Origin of the sequence: Limimaricola cinnabarinus (assembly GCF_047631075.1) — a bacterium.
Lineage (GTDB): Bacteria > Pseudomonadota > Alphaproteobacteria > Rhodobacterales > Rhodobacteraceae > Limimaricola > Limimaricola cinnabarinus.
On sequence record NZ_JBLHYX010000017.1, the window covers coordinates 15847 to 37386 of the forward strand.

Here is a 21540-nt window from a genome sequence, read left to right on the forward strand (position 1 = left end):
TGCCGGAGGCGATGGGGCATGGCAGGCCCGGCTTGACAAGCGCGGCGCGCGCCGCGACACCGCGCGGATGATGACATCCCTTGCATTGGTGGCCTTCGGCGGCGCCACGGGCGCGAGCCTGCGGTTTCTCGTGGGGCAGGCGCTGGCCTTTCCCATCGGCACGTTCGCCGTGAACCTTGCGGGCAGCTTCGCGATCGGCGTGCTGTTCGTCTGGCTCTCGGGTCGCGGCGCGCCGCTGGCGCCCTTGCTGATCACCGGTCTGCTGGGCGGCTTCACCACCTTCTCGGCCTTTTCCCTCGATGCGCTGCGCCTTGTCGAGGCGGGGCGCCTTGGGGCGGCGCTGGCTTATGTGGCGGGATCGGTCATTCTCTCAATCGCGGCCTGCGCTTTGGGCCTCTGGATCGCAAGGAGCCTCTCATGAGCGGCGTGCAGACCATCACCGTCGGCCCCGACGAGGGCGAACAGCGGCTCGACCGCTGGCTCAAGCGGCGCTTTCCTCATCTCGTCCAGACCCGGATCGAGAAGATGTGCCGCAAGGGCGAGCTTCGGGTCGAAGGCGGGCGCGTGAAGCCCGCGACGCGGCTCGAAGTCGGCCAGAGCGTGCGCGTGCCCCCGATCCCCGAGGCGCACGAGGTCGAGAGCCGGCCCGTGGACCGCAGCCAGATCTCCAAGAAGGACGCGGAGATGATCCGCGGCTGCGTGATCTTTCGCGACGAGCACATCATCGCCATCAACAAACCCGCGGGTCTGCCGACCCAAGGCGGCTCCGGCGTCTCCAAGCATGTCGACGGGCTCGCCGAGGCGCTGCGCGATGGGTTCGAGGACAAGCCGCGCCTCGTGCACCGGCTCGACAAGGACACCTCGGGCGTGCTGCTGCTGGCGCGCACCCGCATGGCTGCCAAGGGGCTGACCGAGAACCTCAAGCACCGCGAGACGCGCAAGATCTACTGGGCCGCCGTCGCTGGCGCGCCGCAGCCGCGCGCGGGCATCATCAAATACGGTCTCGTCAAGGCGATGGGCCACGGCAAGGGCGGCGAGGGAGAGAAGATGCAGTGCATCCACCCCGCCGAGGTCGACAAGACGTCCGGCGCCAAGCGCGCCACTACCGAGTTCGCCACGATCAGCGCGCTGGGACAGCGGGTGTCCTGGATGGCTCTGGTGCCGGTGACGGGGCGCACGCACCAGCTGCGCGCCCACATGGCCGAGATGGGCCACCCCGTCGTGGGCGACGGCAAATACGGCGGCTCGGGGCAGGAAAACCTCGGCGATGGCTGGGGCTCGGGCCTCGGCGCCGAGATCGACCGCAAGCTGCACCTGCACGCCCGCTCGCTGCGGATCGAGCATCCGATCACCAAGGCCGTGCTGCAACTCGTGGCACCCTTGCCCGAACACATGGAGCGGACCTGGGACTTTCTCGGCTGGGAGCCGCGCGAAGCGCCGCTCGATCCGTTCGACCCGGACGATCCGCTGGCATGAGCGAGCTGCGGCTGGTGATCTTCGACGTCGACGGCACGCTCGTCGATAGCCAGCGCGACATCCTCGCCGCGATGGCGGCGGCCTTCGGCTCACAGGGGCTGGAGACGCCCCCGCGCGAGCGGGTGCTGTCGGGCGTCGGCCTGTCGCTGCCCGAGACGTTCCTGCGGCTGGCGGGTGAGCAGGGGGCCGATATTCGCGCCCGGATGATCGACGCCTACTGCACCGCCTATGCCGATCTGCGGCAGGCGCACGGCCCCGAGAGCAGCCCGTTCTACGCGGGTGCACGCGAAACGCTCGATCGCCTGGCGGGCGAGCCTCACACGCTTCTGGCCGTGGCCACCGGCAAGTCGCGGCGCGGGCTCGATAGGTTGATCGAGGCGCATGGGCTGGAGGGTATGTTCCAAAGCCGTCAGACCGCCGATGACCACCCCTCGAAGCCCAACCCCGCGATGATCCGCGCGGCTCTGGACGAGACGGGCGTGACGGCGCGGCGTGCGGTGATGATCGGCGACACCCGCTTTGATGTCGACATGGCGCACGCGGCGGGGGTGGCCTCGATCGGGGTCGCATGGGGCTATCAACCGGCGGCGGGCCTCTCCGCCGACCGGATCATTCACGACTGGGCCGGGCTCGCGCCCGCGCTCGACGATCTGACGGAGACGACCTCATGAGCGAATGGAAGGCCAAGCGGTTCTGGAAAGAGGCCAACGTGGCCCCAGCCGAGGGCGGCTGGCAGGTGCTGCTCGACGCGCGCCCGGTGCGCACGCCCGCCAAGGCGCCACTGGTCCTGCCCACGCAGGCGCTGGCAGAGGCCCTCGCCGCCGAATGGCAGGCGCAGGAGGAGCGGATCGATCCGGGCAGCATGCCGCTGACCCGCACCGCCAATTCGGCGCTCGACAAGGTGGCGGTGCAGCGCGCCGAGGTGGCGCAGATGCTCGCGGCCTATGGCGGATCGGACCTGCTGTGCTACCGCGCCGAACGCCCCGCCGAGTTGATCGCGCGGCAGGCGAGCGAATGGGACTCGTTGCTCGACTGGGCCGAAGAGCGCCATGGCGCGCGGCTCGTCACCGCGACCGGGGTCATGCCGGTGGCGCAGGACGCGGCGGCGCTCGAGCGGCTGGCGGCCCCCGTCTTCGCCATGGAGCCCTTCGCCCTCGCGGCCTTTCACGATCTGGTGGCGCTCTCGGGGTCGCTGGTGCTGGCGCTGGCTGTCGTCGAGAGGCGGCTGGAGCCGCAGGAGGCCTGGCGGCTGTCGCGGCTCGACGAGGACTGGCAGATCGAGCAATGGGGCGACGACGAGGAGGCCGAGGCCATGGCCCGCGTCAAGCGCGCGGCCTTTCTCGATGCGGCGCGGTTCTGGGCGCTGCTCGGCTGACAGGCGGACAAGGCGGGTAATGATCGGGCAGCCTCTGGAGGGGCTGCCCTTTTTTTGTAACTTGATGCCGCTTTACCCGGCGTTCGCGCCGCTACGTGACAGGGTGCGGCCCTTGACCTGAAGTGAAATCGTTGTCCAACTGCCTTCGTCGGGATCAATGGTCCCTGCATATTGCCGGATCGCGTCGCGGTCGGCCCCTAGACTGCCGCCCCCGCCAAGAGGGGCCGATACTCAGGAAGAGGTAAACATGAAGAAATCCGTTATCTTCGGCGCGCTGACCGCCACCGGTCTTCTCGCCGGAGCGGCTCAAGCCGCCACCCTCGACGACGTCAAGGAGCGCGGCGAGCTGAACTGCGGCGTGGTGACCGGCCTTGCTGGTTTCGGCGCCCCCGACGCCAACGGCGTCTGGGAGGGCTTCGACGTCGCCGTCTGCCGTGCCGTCGCCGCCGCGGTGCTGGGCGATCCCACCGCCGTCAACTTCGTGCCGACCACCGGCCAGACCCGCTTCACCGCGCTGGCTTCGGGCGAGATCGACGTGCTCGCGCGCAATACCACCTGGACCTTCTCGCGCGACACCGACCTGAAGTTCGATTTCATCGGCGTCAACTACTATGACGGCCAGGGCTTCATCGTCCCGACCGCGCTGGGCGTGTCTTCGGCCAAGGATCTGGACGGCGCGACCGTCTGCATCCAGACCGGCACCACCACCGAGCTGAACCTCGCGGACTTCTTCCGCAACAACAACATCAGCTACGAGCCCGTGCCCGTCGAGACCAACGCCGAGGCGCAGCAGCAGTACCTCGCCGGGGCCTGTGACGCCTACACCACCGACGCCTCCGGCCTCGCCGCGACCCGCGCCACCTTCGAGAACCCGGGCGATCACGTGATCCTGCCCGAGATCATCTCCAAGGAGCCGCTCGGTCCGCTCGTGCGCCACGGCGACAACGAGTGGGGTGACATCGTGCGCTGGACGCTCAACGCGCTGATCGCCGCCGAAGAGTTCGGCGTGACCTCGGCCAACGTCAGCGAGCTGGCCGCCGCTCCGGGCACCAACCCCGAAGTGAACCGTCTGCTCGGCACCGAAGGCGAGCTGGGCGCGATGATCGGCCTCGAGAACGACTGGGCCAAGAACGCGATCGCCGCCGGTGGCAACTATGGCGAGATCTTCGAGAAGAACATCGGTGAGAACACCCCGATCGGTCTGGCTCGTGGCCTCAACGCGCAGTGGACCAATGGCGGCCTGATCTACGCGCCGCCGTTCCGCTAAGTATTTCGGAAAGGGGCGCCGCGGCGCCCCTTTCCACCCATGAAGAACATGGCGCGATGCGCCACCTGTCCCCGACAGCAGGGCGCAGCCGGAGCAACCGGCGCGCAACCGGCGCGGGGACCAACGGGGACCAAGACATGACAACGACCTCGGATGCTCCGAAGGCCGGGTTCCGCCCGAGCCAGCTGATCTACGACACCCGCTACCGTTCGCTGACCATCCAGGTGATTGCCTTCATCGCGCTGATGCTGGGGCTGAGCTGGCTGGTGTCGAACACGGTCGCCAACCTCTCCGCGCTCGGCAAGGATTTCGACTTCGGCTTTCTAGGCCAGCGCGCGGGCTATGACATCAACCAGCGCCTGATCGAATACGACAGCGCCTCCTCCCATGGCCGCGCCGCGCTCGTGGGCATCCTCAACACGCTGCTGGTCGCGGCGCTGGGCTGCGTGCTCGCCACCGTTGTCGGGGTTCTGGCGGGCGTGCTGCGCCTGTCCAAGAACTGGCTCATCGCCAAGCTGATGGCGGTCTATGTCGAAGGCTTCCGCAACATCCCGGTGCTGCTGTGGATTCTGCTGATCTTCGCGCTGATGACAGAGGCCACGCCGCAGCCGCGCGATTTCCGCGAAGGCGGCGGCGCGTCGATGATCTTCGGCGATACCGTCGCCATCACCAATCGCGGCGTTTTCGTCCCCGCGCCCGCCTGGGGCAATGGCTCGCTGATCCTGCTGATCGTGCTGGTCCTGTCTCTCGTCGCGGTCTGGGGCTGGCGGCGCTATGCTCACAAGACCCAGGAGGAGACAGGCCGTATCCTGCCCATTGGCTGGGGCACGCTGGGCCTTTTGGTCGTGCCGCTCACCATCGCCTTCCTCGCGCTGTCGATGACTTCGGGCCGGGTCACGCAGCCGATCTACGTTGCCGGCGGCATAGAGGGAGCGAGCCTTGCCGAGTTTGGTGCTGCGCAACAGGGTATCAACGCCTGCGCCGTGCCCAATTCGACGGAATCTCTGAACCTGCGCCGCGCGTTGCGTGCCGAGGGGCTGCGCTTCAACGTCGTGCCGGTAACGACCGCCGAGGAGGCCATCGCCGCCGCCGAGGCCGGGCGCTGCAACATCCTGTCGCTGCCCGCTTCGACCGATGCCGCCACCGCGCCCGCAGGCGCCGTGGCGCTGTCGGACACGATCCAGCGCGGCAGCCCGGTGCAGTTCGAAAGCCCTGTGTTGGGCGGCTTCAACTTCGAGGGCGGGCTGCAGCTTCGCAACTCGCTGATCGCGCTGTGGCTGGCGCTGTCGCTCTACACCGGCGCCTTCATCGCCGAGAACGTGCGCGGCGGCATCCTGTCGGTCTCCAAGGGCCAGACCGAGGCGGCTTTCGCGCTGGGCATCAAGCCCTCGCGCACCATGCGCCTCGTCATCCTGCCACAGGCGCTGCGCGTCATCATTCCGCCGATGATCTCGCAATACCTCAACCTCACCAAGAACTCCTCGCTGGCAATCGCGGTGGGCTACATGGATGCCCGATCGACGCTGGGGGGCATCACCATCAACCAGACCGGCAAGGAGCTGGAGGGAATGTTGCTCTTGGGACTGTTCTACCTCGTGACCAGCCTCGTCATCTCGAGCGCGATGAACCTCTACAATTCCCGCGTGAAGCTGAAGGAGCGCTGAGATGTCGGACACCCACGCACAGACCGTCTCCTTCGTGCGCGAGACCATGCTGCCGGAGGCCGAGCCTCCGGTCGGCAACCGCGGCGCGATCCTGTGGATGCGCGAGAACCTGTTCTCGGGCTGGTTCAACATCCTGATGACGCTGGTATCGCTCTATGTCATCTGGTGGGCGCTCGCGCATACCATGCCATGGGTCTTCAATGGCATCTGGAACGCGGGCTCTCTCACCGAATGCCGCGAGATCCGCAACGCCACGCTGGGCGAGGGCGCCTCGGCGGCCTGCTGGGCGGTGCTGGGGGACCGCTGGCAGCAGCTGATGTTCGGCTTCTACCCACGCGAGCTCTACTGGCGGCCGGTTCTGGCCTTCGTGATCTTTCTCGTCGCCATCGCGCCGGTGCTCTTCGCTGGCATGCCGCGCCGGGCGCTGTGGATCACCGCGCTGTCGCCCTTTGTGATGTTCTGGCTGCTCTGGGGCGGCACCGCGTGGTTTCCGGTTTCGATCGCGCTGGGCTTCGTGTTGGGTTGGGCGGCGCTGCGGGCGCTCGCGCCGATTGCGGGGCCCCTCGTGGCAGTGATCGTCGCTGCCGCGCTGCCGATCATCTACTGGTTTTACACCGCCGGGCCGCTGGCACGCGAGCTGGAACAGGTCGTCGCGCTGCGTATCGAATACGTGCCGAGTCAGGATTTCGGCGGCTTCATGCTGTCGTTCATCATCGGCATCGCGGGCATCATCCTGTCGCTGCCGCTGGGCATCCTGCTGGCGTTGGGCCGGCAGTCGGACCTGTTCATCATCAACAAGATCTCGGTGGGCTTCATCGAGATCATCCGTGGCGTGCCGCTCATCGTCTGGCTGTTCACCGCGTCCCTGCTGCTGAACTACTTCCTGCCGCCGGGCACCAATTTCGACCTGATGCTGCGCGTGATCATCATGGTGACGCTCTTTGCCGCGGCCTATATCGCGGAGGTCGTGCGCGGCGGTCTCGCCGCCCTGCCCAAGGGCCAGTACGAGGCGGCCGACGCGCTTGGGCTAGATTATTGGAAAGCGATGCGGCTGATCATCCTGCCGCAGGCGCTCAAGATATCGATCCCGGGCATCGTCAACACCTTCATCGGCTTGTTCAAGGACACGACGTTGGTGGTGTTCATCGGTCTGTTCGACCCGATCGGTCTCAGCAACGCGATCCGTGCCTCGGTCGAATGGAACGGCATCTACTGGGAGCTCTTCGTCTTCATCGGCCTGCTCTTCTTCATCTGCTGCTTCAGCATGTCCCGCTACTCGCTGTATCTGGAGAAAAAACTCCAGCGCGGCCACAATTGAGGAGGGTGTGATGACCGACACCACCGCCGCCCGCACCATCGACCGCAGCCACATGCAGGTCTCCGACGAGGTCGCGATCGAGATCTCGAACATGAACAAGTGGTACGGCTCGTTCCACGTGCTGCGCGACATCGACCTGACCGTCTATCAGGGCGAGCGGATCGTGATCTGCGGGCCCTCGGGCTCGGGCAAATCGACGTTGATCCGCTGCATCAACCGGCTCGAGGAGCACCAGTCGGGCCGGATCGTCGTCGACGGGACCGAGCTCAGCTCGGATCTCAAGAATATCGACAAGATCCGCTCCGAGGTCGGCATGTGCTTCCAGCACTTCAACCTCTTTCCGCATCTGACGATCCTCGAGAACTGCACCCTCGCGCCGATCTGGGTCCGCAAGACGCCCAAGCGCGAGGCCGAGGAAATCGCGATGCATTTCCTCAAGAAGGTGAAGATCCCCGAGCAGGCGAACAAGTATCCCGGCCAGCTTTCGGGCGGCCAGCAGCAGCGCGTCGCCATCGCCCGCAGCCTGTGCATGAAGCCGCGGATCATGCTCTTCGACGAGCCGACCTCGGCGCTCGACCCGGAGATGATCAAGGAGGTGCTCGACACCATGATCGAGCTCGCCGAGGAGGGCATGACCATGCTCTGCGTGACCCACGAGATGGGCTTCGCGCGGCAGGTCGCCAACCGGGTGATCTTCATGGATCAGGGCCAGATCGTCGAACAGAACGAGCCGGAGGCCTTCTTCATGGCGCCCAAGTCCGACCGGACCAAGCTGTTCCTGAGCCAGATTCTCGGCCACTGAGCGCGGCGCGGCCCCGAGGGCCGCGAAGACGCGTATTTGAAGTATGAAATCGGGAGGGGGGGCGCGAAAGCGGCCCCCTTTCGCGTTCAGAGATCCGCGGGAACGGCGAAGGCGGCGACGCGGCCCTGACCGATGGCCGACCAGTCGGCGCCCTCGAACTCCAGCACCGTCACGGCGCAGGTGGGATAGTCGGCGAAGCGCGCGTGATCGGGGGCTTCACTCGCCAACTCGGCAGCAAGTCGGCCGATGCCGGGGTTGTGCGCCACCAAGGCGACGCTGCGCGTGCTCACGTCCTTGAGGGCGGACAGAAGCTGGCGCGGCGGGGCGGCGTAGAGCGTGGGATCGAAACGGATCTCGGTGGGGCCGGGCCATTCGGGCTGCATCAGGGCGATCGTCTCGCGGGTGCGCGTGGCATCCGAGCACAGGACCAGATCGGGAGCATGTCCGCCTTGGGCGAGCCATGCGCCCATGCGCGGCGCATCGCGGCGACCGCGAGCGGCGAGCGGGCGGGCATGGTCGTGCTGACCGGCGTCGCCCCAGTCGGACTTGGCATGCCGGATCAGGACGAGCTTGAGGCTCATGTCTCGTTGCGCGGACGCATCCGGCTCTCGCTCGAGCGGATGATGGAGCCCGCGCCATGCTCGGTGAACAGCTCCAGCAGGGAGGCGTTGGGCAGGCGGCCATCGAGGATCACCACGGCGCGCACGCCCTGCTCCAGCGCCGCGAGCGCGGTTTCGGTTTTGGGGATCATGCCGCCCGCGATCGTGCCCTCGGCGGTCATCTCGCGCACCTGCTCGGGCGAAAGCTGGGTGACGACCTCGCCGCTGGCGTCCTTGACGCCGGACACGTCCGTCAGCAGCAGCAGGCGGTCAGCCTTGAGCGCACCGGCGATGGCACCGGCGGCGGTGTCGCCGTTGACGTTGAAGGTCTCGTTGGGATCCATGCCGGTGGCCACCGGGGCCACCACGGGGATGATGCCGGCCGAGAACATGTCGCGCAGCACCTGCACGTTCATCTCCACGGGTCGGCCCACGAAGCCCAGCTCAGGGTCGTCGGCCACGGCGACCATCAGGTCGTCATCCTTGCCCGACAGGCCCACGGCGCGGCCGCCCTCGTCCATGATGGCCTGCACGATGCGCTTGTTGACGAGACCGGTGAGCACCATCTCGACCACCTCGACGGTGGCTTTGTCGGTGACACGCTTGCCGCGCACGAACTCGGACTTGATGCCGAGCTTGGCCAGCATCTCGTTGATCATCGGGCCGCCGCCATGCACTACGACCGGGTTCACCCCGACCTGCCGCATCAGCACCACGTCGCGGGCGAACTCGGCCATCGCCTCGGCGTCGCCCATGGCGTTGCCGCCGAACTTCACCACGACGATTGCGCCTGAATAACGCTGCAGATAGGGCAGGGCTTCGGAGAGCGTCTTGGCGGTGGCGATCCAGTCTCGGTCCATCTTCTGCGTCCTCATGGGAGGCCCCTGTTCAGCTGGTCAGGCCAGCCCCGCGACGATCGCGCGGAGCGTCTCGATGCCGTCGCCCTTTTCGGAGCTGGTCAGCACCAGCTCGGGAAATGCGGCCGGGTGCTTGGCCAGCGCGGCCCGTGTCAGGCCGAGGCTCTGGTCGAGCTCGTCGCGGCGCAGCTTGTCGATCTTGGTCATCACGACCTGAAACGGCACGGCCGAGCGGTCGAGCAGAGTCATGATCTCCTCGTCGACCTTCTTGGCACCGTGACGCGCGTCGATCAGCACGAAGGCGCGGCGCAGGGTGGGGCGGCCCGAGAGATACTGCTTGAGCAGGCGCTGCCACTTCTCGACCACCGCCAGCGGCGCATTGGCAAAGCCGTAGCCAGGCAAGTCGACGATATAGTGGCTGTCGGCAGCGGTGAAGAAGTTGATCTCCTGCGTTCGCCCCGGTGTGTTCGACGCCCGCGCGATCGCCTTGCGACCTGTCAACGCGTTGATCAGGGACGATTTTCCGACATTGGAGCGGCCGGCGAAGCAGACCTCGATCCGGTCGGCGGGCGGCAGGCCCGACATCGCGACGACGCCCTTGAGGAACTCGACCTCGCCCGCGAAGAGAAGCCGCCCCGCCTCGGCCGCGTCGGGCTCGGGCGGGGTGGCCTCGGGAAAGTTCATCTTCATGCCGGTCACTTCTTGGGCTTCCCGGGGGCGTTGGCGGCCTTGGCTTCGGTGGGCTTGCGCTTGAAGCCGGAGCGGATGTTGCCGAACACGTCCGGCTTGGCCCCATGGCTGCGCATGATGGCGTATTGCTGCAGGAAGGTCACGGTGTTGTTGGTGATCCAGTAGACCACGAGACCGCTGGCGAAATTGCCGAGCATGAACATGAAGACCCACGGCATCCAGGCGAAGACCATTTTCTGCGTCGGATCGGTGGGGGCCGGGTTCAGCTTTTGCTGCAACCACATCGAGATGCCCAGAAGGATCGGCAGGATGCCCAGCGAGATGATCGCGAGGAAGCTGGTCGGATCTGGCGCGTCGAAGGGCAACAGGCCGAACAGGTTCAGGATCGAGGACGGGTCGGGGGCCGACAGGTCGCGGATCCAGCCGAACCATTCGGCATGGCGCAATTCAATGGTGACGAAGATCACCTTGTAGAGCGAGAAGAAGATCGGGATCTGGATCAGGATCGGCAGGCAGCCCGAGGCCGGGTTGACCTTGTTCTCCTTGTAGAGCTTCATCATGCCCTGCTGGAGCTTCTGACGGTCGTCGCCGGACTGCTCCTTGAGCGCCTCCATCTGCGGCTGCAGCTCCTTCATCCGCGCCATCGACACGTAGGAGCGGTATGCCAGCGGGAACACGATCGCCTTGAGGATCAGCGTCAGCGCCACGATCGACCAGCCCATGTTGCCGATCAGACCGTTGAGGAAGTGCAGTAGTATGAAAATCGGCTTGGTCAGGAAGAAGAACCAGCCCCAGTCGATGCTGTCGACGAAGCCCTCGATGCCGCCGTCGTCCTGATAGGAGCGGATCGCCTCCCATTCCTTGGCGCCGGCGAAGAGCCGGGTTTCGGAGGAGACCGTGGCGCCGGGGGCCACCTCGAGCGCAGGCGACACGCTGTCGGTCTGGTAGATCTCGGTGCCTTCGGTGTAGCGCACGACCGACCGGAACGGCGTTCCCGGCTCGGGGATCAGCGTCGTCATCCAATATTTGTCGGTGAAGCCGGTCCAGCCATTCTCGGTGACCTCGGCCACGTCGACCAGCCCCGCACCGCGCGGATCGGGGTCGAGATCGTCCATGTTCTTGTACTTGATCTCTTCGAGCGTGCCGTCGGTCATTCGCACGAGACCCTCGTGCAGGATGAAGAAGTTCTGCGTGTCGGGCTGGCCGTGGCGTGCGACAAAGCCATAGGGAGCAAGGCTCACGGCAATGTCGCCGGTGTTCTCGACGGTCTGCTCGACGTTGAACATGAACTTGTCATCGACCGAGACGGTGCGGCGGAACACGAGACCCTCGCCATTGTCCCAAGCCAAGGTCACCGGGCTGCCGGGGGTCAGCGTCTCGCCGCTTTCCAAGGTCCACAGCGTGTCGGGGCCGGGCAGGGAGGTCGAGGTGCCGCCGACCGGGGCCCAGCCCCAGACCGCATAATAGGGCGTCTCGGTGCCGACGGGCGACAGCAGCCGAACCAACGGGCTCTCGGGGTTGAGCGTTTCGTGGTAGCCCACGAGCGACAGATCGTCGATCCGGCCGCCGCGCAGCGACAGCGAACCGGTCAGGCTCGGAGTCTCGACGGCGATGCGAGGCGCTTCCTGCTCTTGAGGGGCGGCCTGCGCTGCGGTGGTGCCGGGCAGTGCGGTGTCGCCCGAAGCCGGAGACGGCCCTTCGGCAGCGGTCGATATCTCGTCGAGATCGGGCGAGGGGGCCTGCTCCTCGGGTGGGAAGATCAGGAACCACCCCAGGATCACCACCAGGCTGAGCACTGTCGCCAGGATCAGGTTCTTGTTCTGATCGTCCATGAAAAAACGCCCTCGATCGCCGGAAAAGGTCAGTGGCGGTTCAACAGGGCGAGGGTCCGAAGGTCAAGCTCTTTCGCCTTTGCGGCCCGGTGCCGGGGGTCATACGGCGCGGCATGACGGCTCTTCGTGGCAGGAGGGGGGGATGGCGCGGATCCAGGCTTCGGTCTCCAGGCGCGGCATCGGCCTGCCGATGCCAAACCCCTGCCCATGGTCGCACCCCAAGCGGTGAAGCATGTCGCGCTCGGCTTCGGTCTCGACCCCTTCGGCCAATGTCTCGATCCCGAGCCTGTCAGCCATGGTCAGGATCGCCGAGACCATCTTCTGCTGCTCCGCGTCGTTGTCGATTCGGGTAACGAAGGAGCGGTCGATCTTGATGCGCTGGATCGAGAATTGTCGGATCGAGGTAATCGCGGCATGACCGGTGCCGAAATCGTCAAGATCGAGCCTGCAGCCAAGACCGGACAGACCCGAGAGATTGCGGACCACCACGTCCTCGACACGTTTGGCCACCACCGTTTCGAGGACCTCGATCGCCAGACGGTCGGGGCGCAGGTCGAAGCGATCAAGCTCCCACGCAAGACGGTCGACCAGCCGCGGGTCGGCGAGCTCTGCCTGCGAGAAGTTGATGGCGACATGCGGCACATCAAGGCCCGCGGCGTCCCACAGGCGCAGCGCGTTGAGGCCGTCCTGCACCATGACCTCTCCCAGCCGACCCATCAGCCCGGCCTGTTCCATCACCGGCAGGAACTCCCCTGGTGGGATCAGGCCGCGTTCCGGGTGGTGCCAGCGCGCGAGTGCTTCAACACCGGTGAGCCGCCCGCTGCGCAGCGAAATCTGCGGCTGGAAATGGGCCACGACATCTCCCCTGTCGAGCGCGGCGGCCACCTCGTCCGCGAGGTCGTGACGCAGGCTCACCCGGTGGCGCATCGCTTCGGAGTAGCAGCGGATCGAATTCGATCCACCACGCTGTGCCTCAATCAAGGCAAGGGTCGCGGCCTGTACGAGATCGGCCCCGTCCGGTCGCACCAGTCGCAATGCCAAAGCGAAGCCCAGCGATACGGTGACATGGATCTGCAGGCCCTCGACCGGGATCGGATCGGCGACCGCAGCCTGCAACCTCTGGCCAAGCTGGATCGCCGTTTCGAGGTCGGGCTGATGGCGCGAGGAGAGCGCCAGGCCGAAACAGGCCCCATCGAGACGGGCAAGCGTGTCGCCGTCACGCAGGCCGTCCTGCAGTCTTTCGCCCACGATCCGAAGCAGCCATTCGATCGCGACGCGGTCATGCCGCTGTTCGATCTGTTTGAAGCCGTCGATCTCGAGCACCATGGCTGCAACCGATCGCGGCGGCCCGCCGCTTCGGCCCAGTATCCGGTCCAGTTCGGCGGTCAGGGCGGCACGGTCGCCGAGCCCGGTCAACGGGTCGCGTGTCCCCTCTCGCGTCAGGATCGGCCGGCCAACCGCGCTCGCCACGGTCAGCGGCAACGCGAGGAGCACGAGCGCGACTCCGAGATTGCCCCCCAGCGTCAGCGCCGCGAGCAGCAACATCGGCGCCATGGCGAGCATGACAGGGCGGGTCAGGCGACCGATCGGTCCCGCGAGGGCTGCGATGAGGCGGTGCAGGGGAAGGCCGACCGTACTGCGCATGCGTGTTCTCGTCCCGCCGAAGAGAGGCCGATGCGCGGTCGCGCCGGGCCCTGACAGGAAGACAACCTAGAAACGCAATCTAAGCGGTTTCTTAATGTGACGGGCCCGGATCGTTAGAATTGCGGCTACCTTTCGGGCGCATCGCGGGTCAACGCCGCGAAATCGAACAGCTCGGGGTCGAGCATGTGGCTCGGCCTGACCTGGTTCAGCGCAGTGAACATTTTCTGGCGCCGCCCCGGCGCGTTTCTTTCCCACTGGTCGATCATCTGCTTGATCTGTTGGCGTTGCAGCCCGTCTTGGCTGCCGCACAGGTCGCACGGGATGATCGGGTAGTTCATTGCGGTCGCGAACTTCTCGCAATCGGCTTCGGCCACATGCGCAAGCGGGCGGTAGAGGAACAGGTCGCCCTCGTCGTTCAGGAGCTTGGGTGGCATCGTCGCGATCTTGCCGCCGTGGAACAGGTTGAGAAAGAAGGTCTCGAGCATATCGTCGCGGTGATGGCCCAGCACCACGGCCGAACATCCCTCCTCGCGCGCGGCGCGGTAGAGGTTGGCACGGCGCAGACGCGAGCACAGTGCGCACATGGTGCGGCCCTGCGGCACCTTGTCCATGACGATGGAATAGGTGTCCTGATACTCGATCCGGTGCGGCACGCCCATGCGTTCGAGGAACTCGGGGAGAACGGTCGCCGGAAAGCCTGGCTGGCCCTGATCGAGGTTGCAGGCAAGGATCTCGACCGGCAGCAGCCCGCGCCATTGCAACTCGGTCAGCGCCGCGAGCAGCGTGTAGCTGTCCTTGCCGCCCGAAAGGCAGACCAGCCAACGCGCGCCGCGCTCGACCATGCCGTATTTCTCGATCGCCTCGCGGGTGTCGCGAATGATCCGCTTACGCAGCTTGCGGAACTCCGTGGTCTTGGGCGCGCCGGCAAAGAGCGGGTGGATGTCGTCATGGCTGTCATCTTGGGCGTCGTCGAGCATGATCGGGGCTCCTGTGGATCGGCGGAAATATGCCACGCGGGCGCCTGCGAGGAAAGAGCCAGCGAAGAAAGGGTCAGTGAAGAAAGGGCCAGTGAAGAAAGGGGTGGAACGCCGGGTGGCCGATCGTCGTTTTCCCGCCAGGGCAGAATGCCCCAAGCCAAGGGAGAACCCCCATGAAGACATTGATCACTTGCGCCGCGCTTCTGGCGCTTCCTGCCGCCGCCTCCGCACAGGACGCCGTGGCCGACATGGTCGGCGCCGACGGGATGGAAATGGGCACGGTGGCCTTCACCCAGACCCCGAATGGCGTGCTGCTCACGCTTGGCATCACCAACCTGCCGGAGGGCGGCCACAGCTTTCACATCCACGAGACAGGCACCTGCGAGCCCGATTTCGAGGCGGCAGGTGATCACTACAACCCCGACGGGGCCGAGCATGGCTTCATGAACGAGGCGGGGATGCATGCGGGCGATATGCCCAACATCTATGCCGATGCCGAGATGGAGGTGAACGCCGACATGTTCACCGACCGGCTTTCAATGGAGGAGGGGGCCGAGAGCACGCTGTTCGACGAGGACGGCTCGGCGGTCATCGTGCATGTGAACCCCGACACCTATCAGGCCGAAGCAGGGGCGGGCGACCGCATCGCCTGTGGAGTCATCACGCTCAGGCAATGATCCGGCGGGGAGTGGCCCGAAGGGATGTGGTCAGTCGGGAACGTTGTCTATGCCGCTGCCGCCCCATGGGTGGCAGCGGGCGAGACGCCGCAGGGTGAGCCAGCCGCCCCTGAGCCCGCCATGCCGTTCCAGCGCCTCGAGCGCATAGGCCGAGCAGGTCGGATGAAAGCGGCAGCCATGGCCGACCATGGGGGAGAAGGTAAGCCGATACGCGCGCACCGGCAGGGCCAACAGTCGTGCGAGAGGGCTCATGCCTGCGAATGGACGCGGCCCAGCGCCCATTCTAGATCGCGCGCCATCTGTTCGATATCATGCGTGGCCGTGACATTGGCGCGGCCGATCAGCACGTAATCCCAGCCAGGGCGGCCTTGTTCGGGCAGCATTTTGCGCGCCACCTCGCGCAGGCGGCGCTTGGCGCGGTTGCGCGCGACCGCGTTGCCGACCTTCTTGGAACAGGTGAAGCCCACGCGCACGGTGTCGAGACCGTTCCCGCGCGGGTTGCCCTGCAGGTGAAAACCGGTCGTGCCCTGCCGCAGCGCCCGCGCGGCGCGCAGGAAGTCGGCACGCTTGCGCATCTTGTCGACGCCAACGCCAAAAGACCCCTGCGCGGCGGCATCGCTGCCGACCACGGGGGTCTTTTCCGCTGCCACCTGATCGATGATCAGGCGCTCAGGACCTTGCGGCCCTGCGCACGGCGGGCGTTGATGATCTTCCGGCCGGCCTTGGTGGCCATGCGGGCGCGGAAGCCGTGACGCGCTTTGCGCACACGGTTCGAGGGTTGGAACGTGCGTTTCATTGCGCTTTCTCCGTCTCAAGGGGCCGCGCCGTCCGCCGTCCATGCCGGATTCGGGGCCTGCCATCATTCGAAGCCCGTGCCATAGAGAGGCATCGGCAGGCTGTCAACGCAAGCTGGGCCTGAATCCCCATATCACCGGCATTGTTACAGTCCCACCCTGCGGATCAAGAGCCTGCGAGGGGGGTGGGCGGCCTTCCCGCAGCGGTGCATGTCTAAGGGAGCCACCGATCAGGAGATCCCGGGATGAGCATCGAGACCGTGGAAGAGCATGGGCCCCGCCGATCGGGCTGGCTGCGCCACCTGCCGCTGATCGTGATCGGTCTCATCGCGCTGACGGGGGCGTTCTTTCTGCGCGACCTGCTCAGCTTCGACACGCTGCGCGACAACCGCGAGGCGCTGGTCACATGGCGCGACGCCAATTACGCGCTCGCCGTGGCGTGCTTCATGGCCGCCTATGTCGCGATTGTTGCCTTTTCATTGCCCGGGGCCACCGTGGCGACGCTGACGGGCGGGTTCCTGTTCGGCACCTTTCCCGGTGTCCTGTTCAATACCGTTGCTGCGGCCGCCGGGGCGATGCTGATCTTCCTGGCGGCGCGGGCCGGACTGGGACGGCGGCTATCGGGCGGCATGGACACCTCCGCAGGGCGGATCAAGAGCATCACGGACGGCATTCGTGAGAATCAGTGGTCGATGCTGTTCCTGCTGCGGCTGCTGCCGGTGGTGCCGTTCTTCATGGCCAATTTGCTGCCGGCGCTCGTCGGCGTGGGGCTGGTGCCTTTCGGGGTCACCACGCTTCTGGGCATTCTGCCGGGCTCGCTCGTGTTCACCTCGGTCGGGGCCGGGCTCGGCACGGTCTTCGCCGCCGGTGAAACGCCGGATCTCGGCATCATCTTCGCCCCCCATGTCCTGCTGCCGCTTCTGGGGCTCGCCGCCCTTTCGGCGCTGCCCCTCGTGATCAAGGCCGTGAAGGGCCGGAAAGGCTTCTCATGAGCCATATCGACTGCGACATCTGCATCGTCGGCGCCGGATCGGGCGGGCTTTCGGTCGCGGCGGGGGCGGCGCAGATGGGCGCGCGCGTCGTGCTGATCGAAAAGGGGGAGATGGGCGGCGATTGCCTCAACAGCGGCTGTGTGCCCTCCAAGGCGCTTCTGGCGGCAGCCAAGCAGGCGCATGCGATGACCAAGGGTGCGGAGATGGGCATCACGCCGGTTACCCCCGAGATCGATTTCGCCGCCGTGAAGGAGCATGTCGCGCGCAGCATCGCCACCATCGCGCCCGTTGACTCGCAAGAGCGGTTCGAAGGCTTCGGCATCACCGTGATCCGCGAACACGCGCGCTTCACCTCGCCCCACGAGATGCAAGCGGGCGACACGACGATCAAGGCGCGCCGCTTCGTGCTCGCCACCGGTTCGCGCCCCCTCGTGCCACCGATCGATGGCATCGAGGACACGCCCTATCTTACCAACGAGACGATTTTCGGCCTGCGCGAAAGGCCGCGCCATCTGCTGGTGATCGGCGGTGGGCCGATCGGCATCGAGATGGCGCAGGCGCATCGCAGGCTCGGCTCGGAGGTCACGGTGATCGAGGGGGCGAAGGCGCTGGGCAAGGACGACCCCGAGCTGGCCGAGCAGCTTCTCGGCCGGCTGCGCGCCGAGGGCATCCGCATCGAAGAGGGGGCCAAGGTCACCGCCGTCTCGGGCCACGAGGGCGCGATCACCGTCGAGACGGAAAAAGGCCGGTTCGAGGGTTCGCACCTCCTGATGGCAGTGGGCCGACAGGTCGTGACCGACGGGCTCGGCCTTGACGTGGCACACGTGAAACATGACCGGCACGGTATCACGGTGGGCGAGGATCTGCGCTCGAAGACGAATCGCCGGGTCTATGCGGTGGGCGACGCGGCGGGCGGACTGATGTTCACCCATGTCGCGGGCTACCATGCGGGCGTCATCATCCGTTCCATGCTGTTCGGACTGCCATCCAAGGCCAGGACCGCGCATATCCCATGGGCCACCTACACCGACCCCGGCCTCGCGCAGGTCGGGCTGACCGAGGCGCAGGCACGCGAGAAGCATGGCAACGCGCTCAAGGTGATCCGCATGGCCTATGACGAGAACGATCGCGCCATCGCCGAAGGCCGCACCCTCGGCACGCTCAAGCTGATGGCCGTGAAGGGCCGCCCCGTGGGAGCCACAATCCTCGGCGCGAGCGCCGACGAGCTGATCGGCGTCTGGGCGATCGCCATCGCCAGCGGCACCAAGCTGTCGAAGATCGCGGGCGCGGTGCTGCCCTATCCGACCTTGGGCGAAATCAACAAGCGCGCGGCAGGCAACTATTTCAGCGCCAGCCTGTTTGATAACGAATGGGTGAAGACCGCCGTCCGGGCGGTGCAACGCTGGATACCTTGAAGGTCCGGCCGCCCGGCGGCGCAAAAGGGACCAGATGTTCAATACCCTCTCAGGACGCTTTCTTGCCCTGACCACGGTTTTCGTGATGCTGGCCGAGGTGCTGATCTTCGTCCCATCGGTGGCGCGGTTTCGGCAGGACTACCTGCAACTGCGGCTCGAACGCGCGCAGATCGCATCGCTGGCGTTGTTGGCCTCCGACACGCTCGACGCCGATCTGGAGGCCGAGCTTCTGGAGAACGCGGGCGTCTACAACGTTGTGCTCAGGCGCGACGAGGTGCGTCAGCTTGCGCTGTCCTCGCCGCTGCCCGAGCCGATCCATGCGACCTATGATCTGCGCGAGGTCCCGGCGCTGACGCTGATCCGCGACGCGCTGGGCACGCTGACCGGCACCGGGGAGAGGATCATCCGCGTGATCGGAGATCCCGTGCAGCAGGGTGGGCTGCTGATCGAAGTGACGATGGACGAGGCGCCGCTGCGCGCCGAGATGCTCGACTACGGCCTGCGCATCCTGATCCTGTCGGCGGTGATCTCGGTGGTGACGGCGGCCTTGCTCTTCGCGGCGGTGCAGGCCTTTCTCGTGCTCCCGATCAAGCGGGTGGTGGGGCAGATCCAGAGCTATGCCGACGCGCCCGAGGATGCGCGCCGGATCATCTCGCCGCGCGCCAGCCTGCGCGAGTTGCGAGAGGCCGAAACCGCGCTTCAGGCGATGGAGACGCAACTCACCTCGGCGCTGCGCCAGAAGGACCGGCTGGCTCAGCTCGGCTCCGGCGTCGCCAAGGTCAGCCACGACCTGCGCAACATCCTCACCTCGGCGCAGCTCTTCGCCGACCGGCTCGAAGGCTCCGAGGATCCGCTGGTCAAGCGTATGGCGCCCAAGCTCGTGGGGTCGATCACCCGCGCGGTGAACCTGTGCGAATCGACGCTGGCCTTCGGCCGGGCCGAGGAGCCGCCGCCGCAGCTTGCCCGGTTCGAGCTTGCGCCGCTCGTCGCGGAAGTGATCGAGGCCGAGCGTTTGGCGACGCCCGAGGGCGAGGTGGCGCTGGTGGAGGAGATCCCCGCGGGCTTCGTACTACGTGCCGATTCCGAGCAGCTGTTCCGCGTGCTGTCGAACCTCGTGCGCAACGCGCGACAGGCCATCACTGCGACCGGCAACACGGGGCGTGTCACCGTCTCGGCCCGCGAGGAGGACGAGGAGTGGTGGATCTTCGTGACGGATACGGGCCCCGGCCTGCCACCCCGGGCGCGCGAGCACCTGTTTCTCGCGTTTCGCGGCGGTGTGGCCAAGGGCGGCTCGGGTCTCGGCCTCGCCATCGCCGCCGAGCTGGTACGGGGGCATGGCGGGCGGCTGGAGCTGACCCGCTCCGACGAGACCGGCACCGAGTTCGCGATCTGCCTGCCACGCAGCGCTCCCGCTTCACCAGCCTGAGGCCAGCGAGGTCTGGGCCTGCCCCCACGGCATGCGAGATCGAATGCGAAAACCGGGGATTTCCGAAAAACGGCCCTTGCATGTCCCGGCACCGGGCGGTAGATCGGCCTCACTCTACAGCGGACTGGTAGCTCAGTTGGATAGAGTACTTGACTACGAATCAAGGGGTCGGGGGTTCGAATCCTCCCCAGTCCGCCATTTCCTGCTCAGACCGAAATCATCGCCGCAACCGGGCGCGTCACAAGACGCCGCGCCGGGCGTTCGGCGTTTGCGCAAAGCTTTTCGGGCGCGGAGACTCGCAATTGCCGCTTGGCGCGATACCTCCGGAAAAGAGCATTGATTCAATCGGGAGGGCCCCATGGCCGACGACAGGGAAGAACGGATTCGGCAGCGCGCCTATGATCTGTGGCAGAACGAGGGCGCACCCGAGGGCCGCGACCAGGATCATTGGCACGAGGCCGCGGCGCAGATCGATGCCGAAGAGGCAACCGACAACGACGTCGCACCGGGCACCGCCGCCGCCGCTGGTCTGGCGGGCCGCAGCGAAGGCGCCCCGCTGAGCGCCGACGGTCTCGACGGTCTCGACGAGATCGGCGAGCGGCAGGCGAAGGAGGGGCTGACCGAAGCCCCGGGCGAGCAGATCGCCGACACCACCCCGGCCACGGGCGGCCGCCGCAAGGCTGCCGCGAAATCGGCCGAACCGGGGGCCGCTCCCAAGCGGGGACGCCCCAAGAAGGCCAAGTCGACCGAAGATGTCGATCCGGGCAAGCTTGGTGCGAAGAAGGGGGGCAACACTGTCGCGCCGGGCGAAAAGAAGGTCAGCCGCCGCGCCGTGCGTTCGGGACCCGAAAAGACCGCCGACGCCTATGCCAAGGGGCCGACTGACACCGAGTGAGATCGAGACCACGCCTATCCCGGCATGGCAAAAGGGCCGCTTCCGATGGAAGCGGCCCTTGTTCGTTCCCGCAGGACCGACCCGAGGGTCAGGGGGCCAGTTCTTCGGCCTCGCGTGCTTCGTCCTCGGTGATGGCGAGACGATTGCGCAGCAGCGTCAGGTAGGCCCGGTTGGCCTCGGTCTCGGAATCGACCGCCGCGCGGGACGCGAGGTAGAACTCGATCGCCGTGTCATGATCGTCGATCTGCGCAAGCAGCGTATCGAGCGGTTTGGGGTTTTCGATCTCGGTGTTCATGAGCCGCCGCTCATCGGCGCTGGCCTCGGCCTCGTCGAGCTGACCAGTGATGCGGTGACGCTCATCCATGCTCAGCGTGCCGTCGGCATGGGCCGCGGCGATCATGCCCCGGATCAGCAGGAGCGCGCGGTCGTCGCTCATCGCCTCGGCGGCCTGCTGATGGCGCGGGTCCGGCGCCTCCTGCGACTGTGTCTCGCCGCCGAGCGCACCGGCGATCTGATCGAAGATGCCGCCCAGTCCCGAGCTGCTGCTGCCGGTTTTGGGGGTGTGCGCGGTCGAGCCGCTGGCGCGCTGACGCGACTGGTGATCGCGGTAGGCCTGATAGGCCATGTAGCCCAGCGCCGCGACGCCGGCCTTGCCGCGCATGCCGCGTCCGCCGAGCCCACCCAGAAGCGCCGCGCTGCCGAGGCTGCCCCGGCGGCGGCCACGACCGGCCATGCGAGAGGCGAGCATGACGCCGAGAATCCGTTTGAGGCTCATGGGAAGTCCTTTCCGCCTGATGTGCCTTGGTCAACGACGCGCGCGAGCGTTTCGTTCCGGTCCGG

23 protein-coding genes and 1 tRNA gene are annotated in these 21540 nt (G+C 66.7%); 14 read left to right on the forward strand and 10 right to left on the reverse strand.

The features are described from left to right. Positions 1-67: 67 nt before the first annotated feature. From crcB to ACJASC_RS13820, 8 genes are all read left to right on the forward strand, one after another. Positions 68-421 (forward strand): fluoride efflux transporter CrcB, encoded by a 354-nt coding sequence (gene crcB, locus ACJASC_RS13785; RefSeq protein ID WP_415146521.1) that lies wholly within the window; start codon positions 68-70, stop codon positions 419-421. Beyond that, the gene (locus ACJASC_RS13790) at positions 418-1476 is read left to right on the forward strand and encodes an RluA family pseudouridine synthase (protein WP_415146522.1); all 1059 of its coding nucleotides are present in this window, start codon (positions 418-420) and stop codon (positions 1474-1476) included. The genes crcB and ACJASC_RS13790 overlap by 4 nt, the downstream gene beginning before the upstream one ends. Next, positions 1473-2147: an HAD-IA family hydrolase gene (locus tag ACJASC_RS13795; RefSeq protein ID WP_415146523.1), complete on the forward strand. Its 675-nt coding sequence runs from the start codon at positions 1473-1475 to the stop codon at positions 2145-2147. The genes ACJASC_RS13790 and ACJASC_RS13795 overlap by 4 nt, the downstream gene beginning before the upstream one ends. Continuing rightward, positions 2144-2851 carry an ATP12 family chaperone protein gene (locus ACJASC_RS13800; RefSeq protein WP_415146524.1) on the forward strand — a complete coding sequence of 236 codons (708 nt, stop codon included), beginning with the start codon at positions 2144-2146 and terminating at the stop codon, positions 2849-2851. The genes ACJASC_RS13795 and ACJASC_RS13800 overlap by 4 nt, the downstream gene beginning before the upstream one ends. Positions 2852-3098: 247 nt before the next feature. After that, positions 3099-4118, forward strand: coding sequence for an amino acid ABC transporter substrate-binding protein (locus ACJASC_RS13805; protein ID WP_021693333.1), 1020 nt, complete (start codon positions 3099-3101; stop codon positions 4116-4118). A gap of 137 nt (positions 4119-4255) precedes the next feature. Continuing rightward, entirely contained in the window at positions 4256-5782 is a 1527-nt protein-coding gene (locus tag ACJASC_RS13810) for an amino acid ABC transporter permease (protein ID WP_415146525.1), read from the forward strand. A gap of 1 nt (position 5783) precedes the next feature. Then, positions 5784-7100 carry an amino acid ABC transporter permease gene (locus ACJASC_RS13815; RefSeq protein WP_415146526.1) on the forward strand — a complete coding sequence of 439 codons (1317 nt, stop codon included), beginning with the start codon at positions 5784-5786 and terminating at the stop codon, positions 7098-7100. 10 nt (positions 7101-7110) lie between these two features. Continuing rightward, on the forward strand, positions 7111-7902 hold the full coding sequence (locus ACJASC_RS13820; protein ID WP_045319784.1) for an amino acid ABC transporter ATP-binding protein: 792 nt from the start codon (positions 7111-7113) through the stop codon (positions 7900-7902). Between the two features lie 86 nt (positions 7903-7988). On the opposite strand, the gene ACJASC_RS13825 is transcribed toward ACJASC_RS13820, so the two are convergent. The 6 genes from ACJASC_RS13825 to ttcA all read right to left on the reverse strand — a co-directional run bounded on the left by ACJASC_RS13825 (position 7989) and on the right by ttcA (position 14501). Further along, a complete protein-coding gene (locus ACJASC_RS13825) occupies positions 7989-8483 on the reverse strand; it encodes a SixA phosphatase family protein (protein ID WP_415146527.1) in 495 nt (164 codons plus the stop codon). Beyond that, positions 8480-9361: an acetylglutamate kinase gene (gene argB / locus ACJASC_RS13830; RefSeq protein WP_021693328.1), complete on the reverse strand. Its 882-nt coding sequence runs from the start codon at positions 9359-9361 to the stop codon at positions 8480-8482. The genes ACJASC_RS13825 and argB overlap by 4 nt, the downstream gene beginning before the upstream one ends. Positions 9362-9397: 36 nt before the next feature. Next, on the reverse strand, positions 9398-10048 hold the full coding sequence (gene yihA, locus ACJASC_RS13835; RefSeq protein ID WP_021693327.1) for a ribosome biogenesis GTP-binding protein YihA/YsxC: 651 nt from the start codon (positions 10046-10048) through the stop codon (positions 9398-9400). A gap of 5 nt (positions 10049-10053) precedes the next feature. Next, positions 10054-11880: a membrane protein insertase YidC gene (gene yidC / locus ACJASC_RS13840; RefSeq protein ID WP_415146529.1), complete on the reverse strand. Its 1827-nt coding sequence runs from the start codon at positions 11878-11880 to the stop codon at positions 10054-10056. Between the two features lie 99 nt (positions 11881-11979). After that, entirely contained in the window at positions 11980-13524 is a 1545-nt protein-coding gene (locus ACJASC_RS13845; protein ID WP_415146530.1) for a putative bifunctional diguanylate cyclase/phosphodiesterase, read from the reverse strand. A gap of 125 nt (positions 13525-13649) precedes the next feature. Beyond that, positions 13650-14501: a tRNA 2-thiocytidine(32) synthetase TtcA gene (gene ttcA / locus ACJASC_RS13850; protein WP_415146531.1), complete on the reverse strand. Its 852-nt coding sequence runs from the start codon at positions 14499-14501 to the stop codon at positions 13650-13652. Between the two features lie 173 nt (positions 14502-14674). Between ttcA and ACJASC_RS13855 the strand changes: the two genes are divergently transcribed. Then, on the forward strand, positions 14675-15178 hold the full coding sequence (locus tag ACJASC_RS13855) for a superoxide dismutase family protein (protein ID WP_415146532.1): 504 nt from the start codon (positions 14675-14677) through the stop codon (positions 15176-15178). A gap of 30 nt (positions 15179-15208) precedes the next feature. Here the strand turns inward: ACJASC_RS13855 and yidD are convergent, their stop codons facing one another. From yidD to rpmH, 3 genes are read right to left on the reverse strand one after another with little or no spacing between them, the layout of a single operon-like run. Further along, the gene (yidD, locus tag ACJASC_RS13860) at positions 15209-15430 is read right to left on the reverse strand and encodes a membrane protein insertion efficiency factor YidD (RefSeq protein WP_415146533.1); all 222 of its coding nucleotides are present in this window, start codon (positions 15428-15430) and stop codon (positions 15209-15211) included. Continuing rightward, positions 15427-15828, reverse strand: coding sequence for a ribonuclease P protein component (gene rnpA / locus ACJASC_RS13865; RefSeq protein WP_415146534.1), 402 nt, complete (start codon positions 15826-15828; stop codon positions 15427-15429). Before rnpA ends, yidD begins: the two co-directional genes overlap by 4 nt. An 11-nt stretch (positions 15829-15839) precedes the next feature. Continuing rightward, on the reverse strand, positions 15840-15974 hold the full coding sequence (rpmH, locus tag ACJASC_RS13870) for a 50S ribosomal protein L34 (protein ID WP_021693320.1): 135 nt from the start codon (positions 15972-15974) through the stop codon (positions 15840-15842). A 243-nt stretch (positions 15975-16217) separates the two neighbouring features. On the opposite strand from rpmH, the gene ACJASC_RS13875 reads away from it, so the two are divergent. The 5 genes from ACJASC_RS13875 to ACJASC_RS13895 all read left to right on the forward strand — a co-directional run bounded on the left by ACJASC_RS13875 (position 16218) and on the right by ACJASC_RS13895 (position 20700). After that, positions 16218-16964 carry a TVP38/TMEM64 family protein gene (locus ACJASC_RS13875; RefSeq protein ID WP_021693319.1) on the forward strand — a complete coding sequence of 249 codons (747 nt, stop codon included), beginning with the start codon at positions 16218-16220 and terminating at the stop codon, positions 16962-16964. After that, positions 16961-18379, forward strand: a complete 1419-nt coding sequence (locus ACJASC_RS13880) for a dihydrolipoyl dehydrogenase family protein (RefSeq protein WP_415146535.1) — start codon at positions 16961-16963, stop codon at positions 18377-18379. Before ACJASC_RS13875 ends, ACJASC_RS13880 begins: the two co-directional genes overlap by 4 nt. 34 nt (positions 18380-18413) lie before the next feature. After that, on the forward strand, positions 18414-19805 hold the full coding sequence (locus tag ACJASC_RS13885) for a sensor histidine kinase (protein ID WP_415146536.1): 1392 nt from the start codon (positions 18414-18416) through the stop codon (positions 19803-19805). 121 nt (positions 19806-19926) lie between these two features. Continuing rightward, positions 19927-20003: transfer RNA gene (locus ACJASC_RS13890), tRNA-Arg, on the forward strand. 160 nt (positions 20004-20163) lie between these two features. Further along, a complete protein-coding gene (locus ACJASC_RS13895; RefSeq protein WP_415146537.1) occupies positions 20164-20700 on the forward strand; it encodes a DUF2934 domain-containing protein in 537 nt (178 codons plus the stop codon). Positions 20701-20788: 88 nt separating this feature from the next. Here ACJASC_RS13895 and ACJASC_RS13900 read toward each other — a convergent pair whose 3' ends face one another. Next, entirely contained in the window at positions 20789-21475 is a 687-nt protein-coding gene (locus ACJASC_RS13900; RefSeq protein WP_415146538.1) for a tellurite resistance TerB family protein, read from the reverse strand. Between the last annotated feature and the right edge of the window lie 65 nt (positions 21476-21540).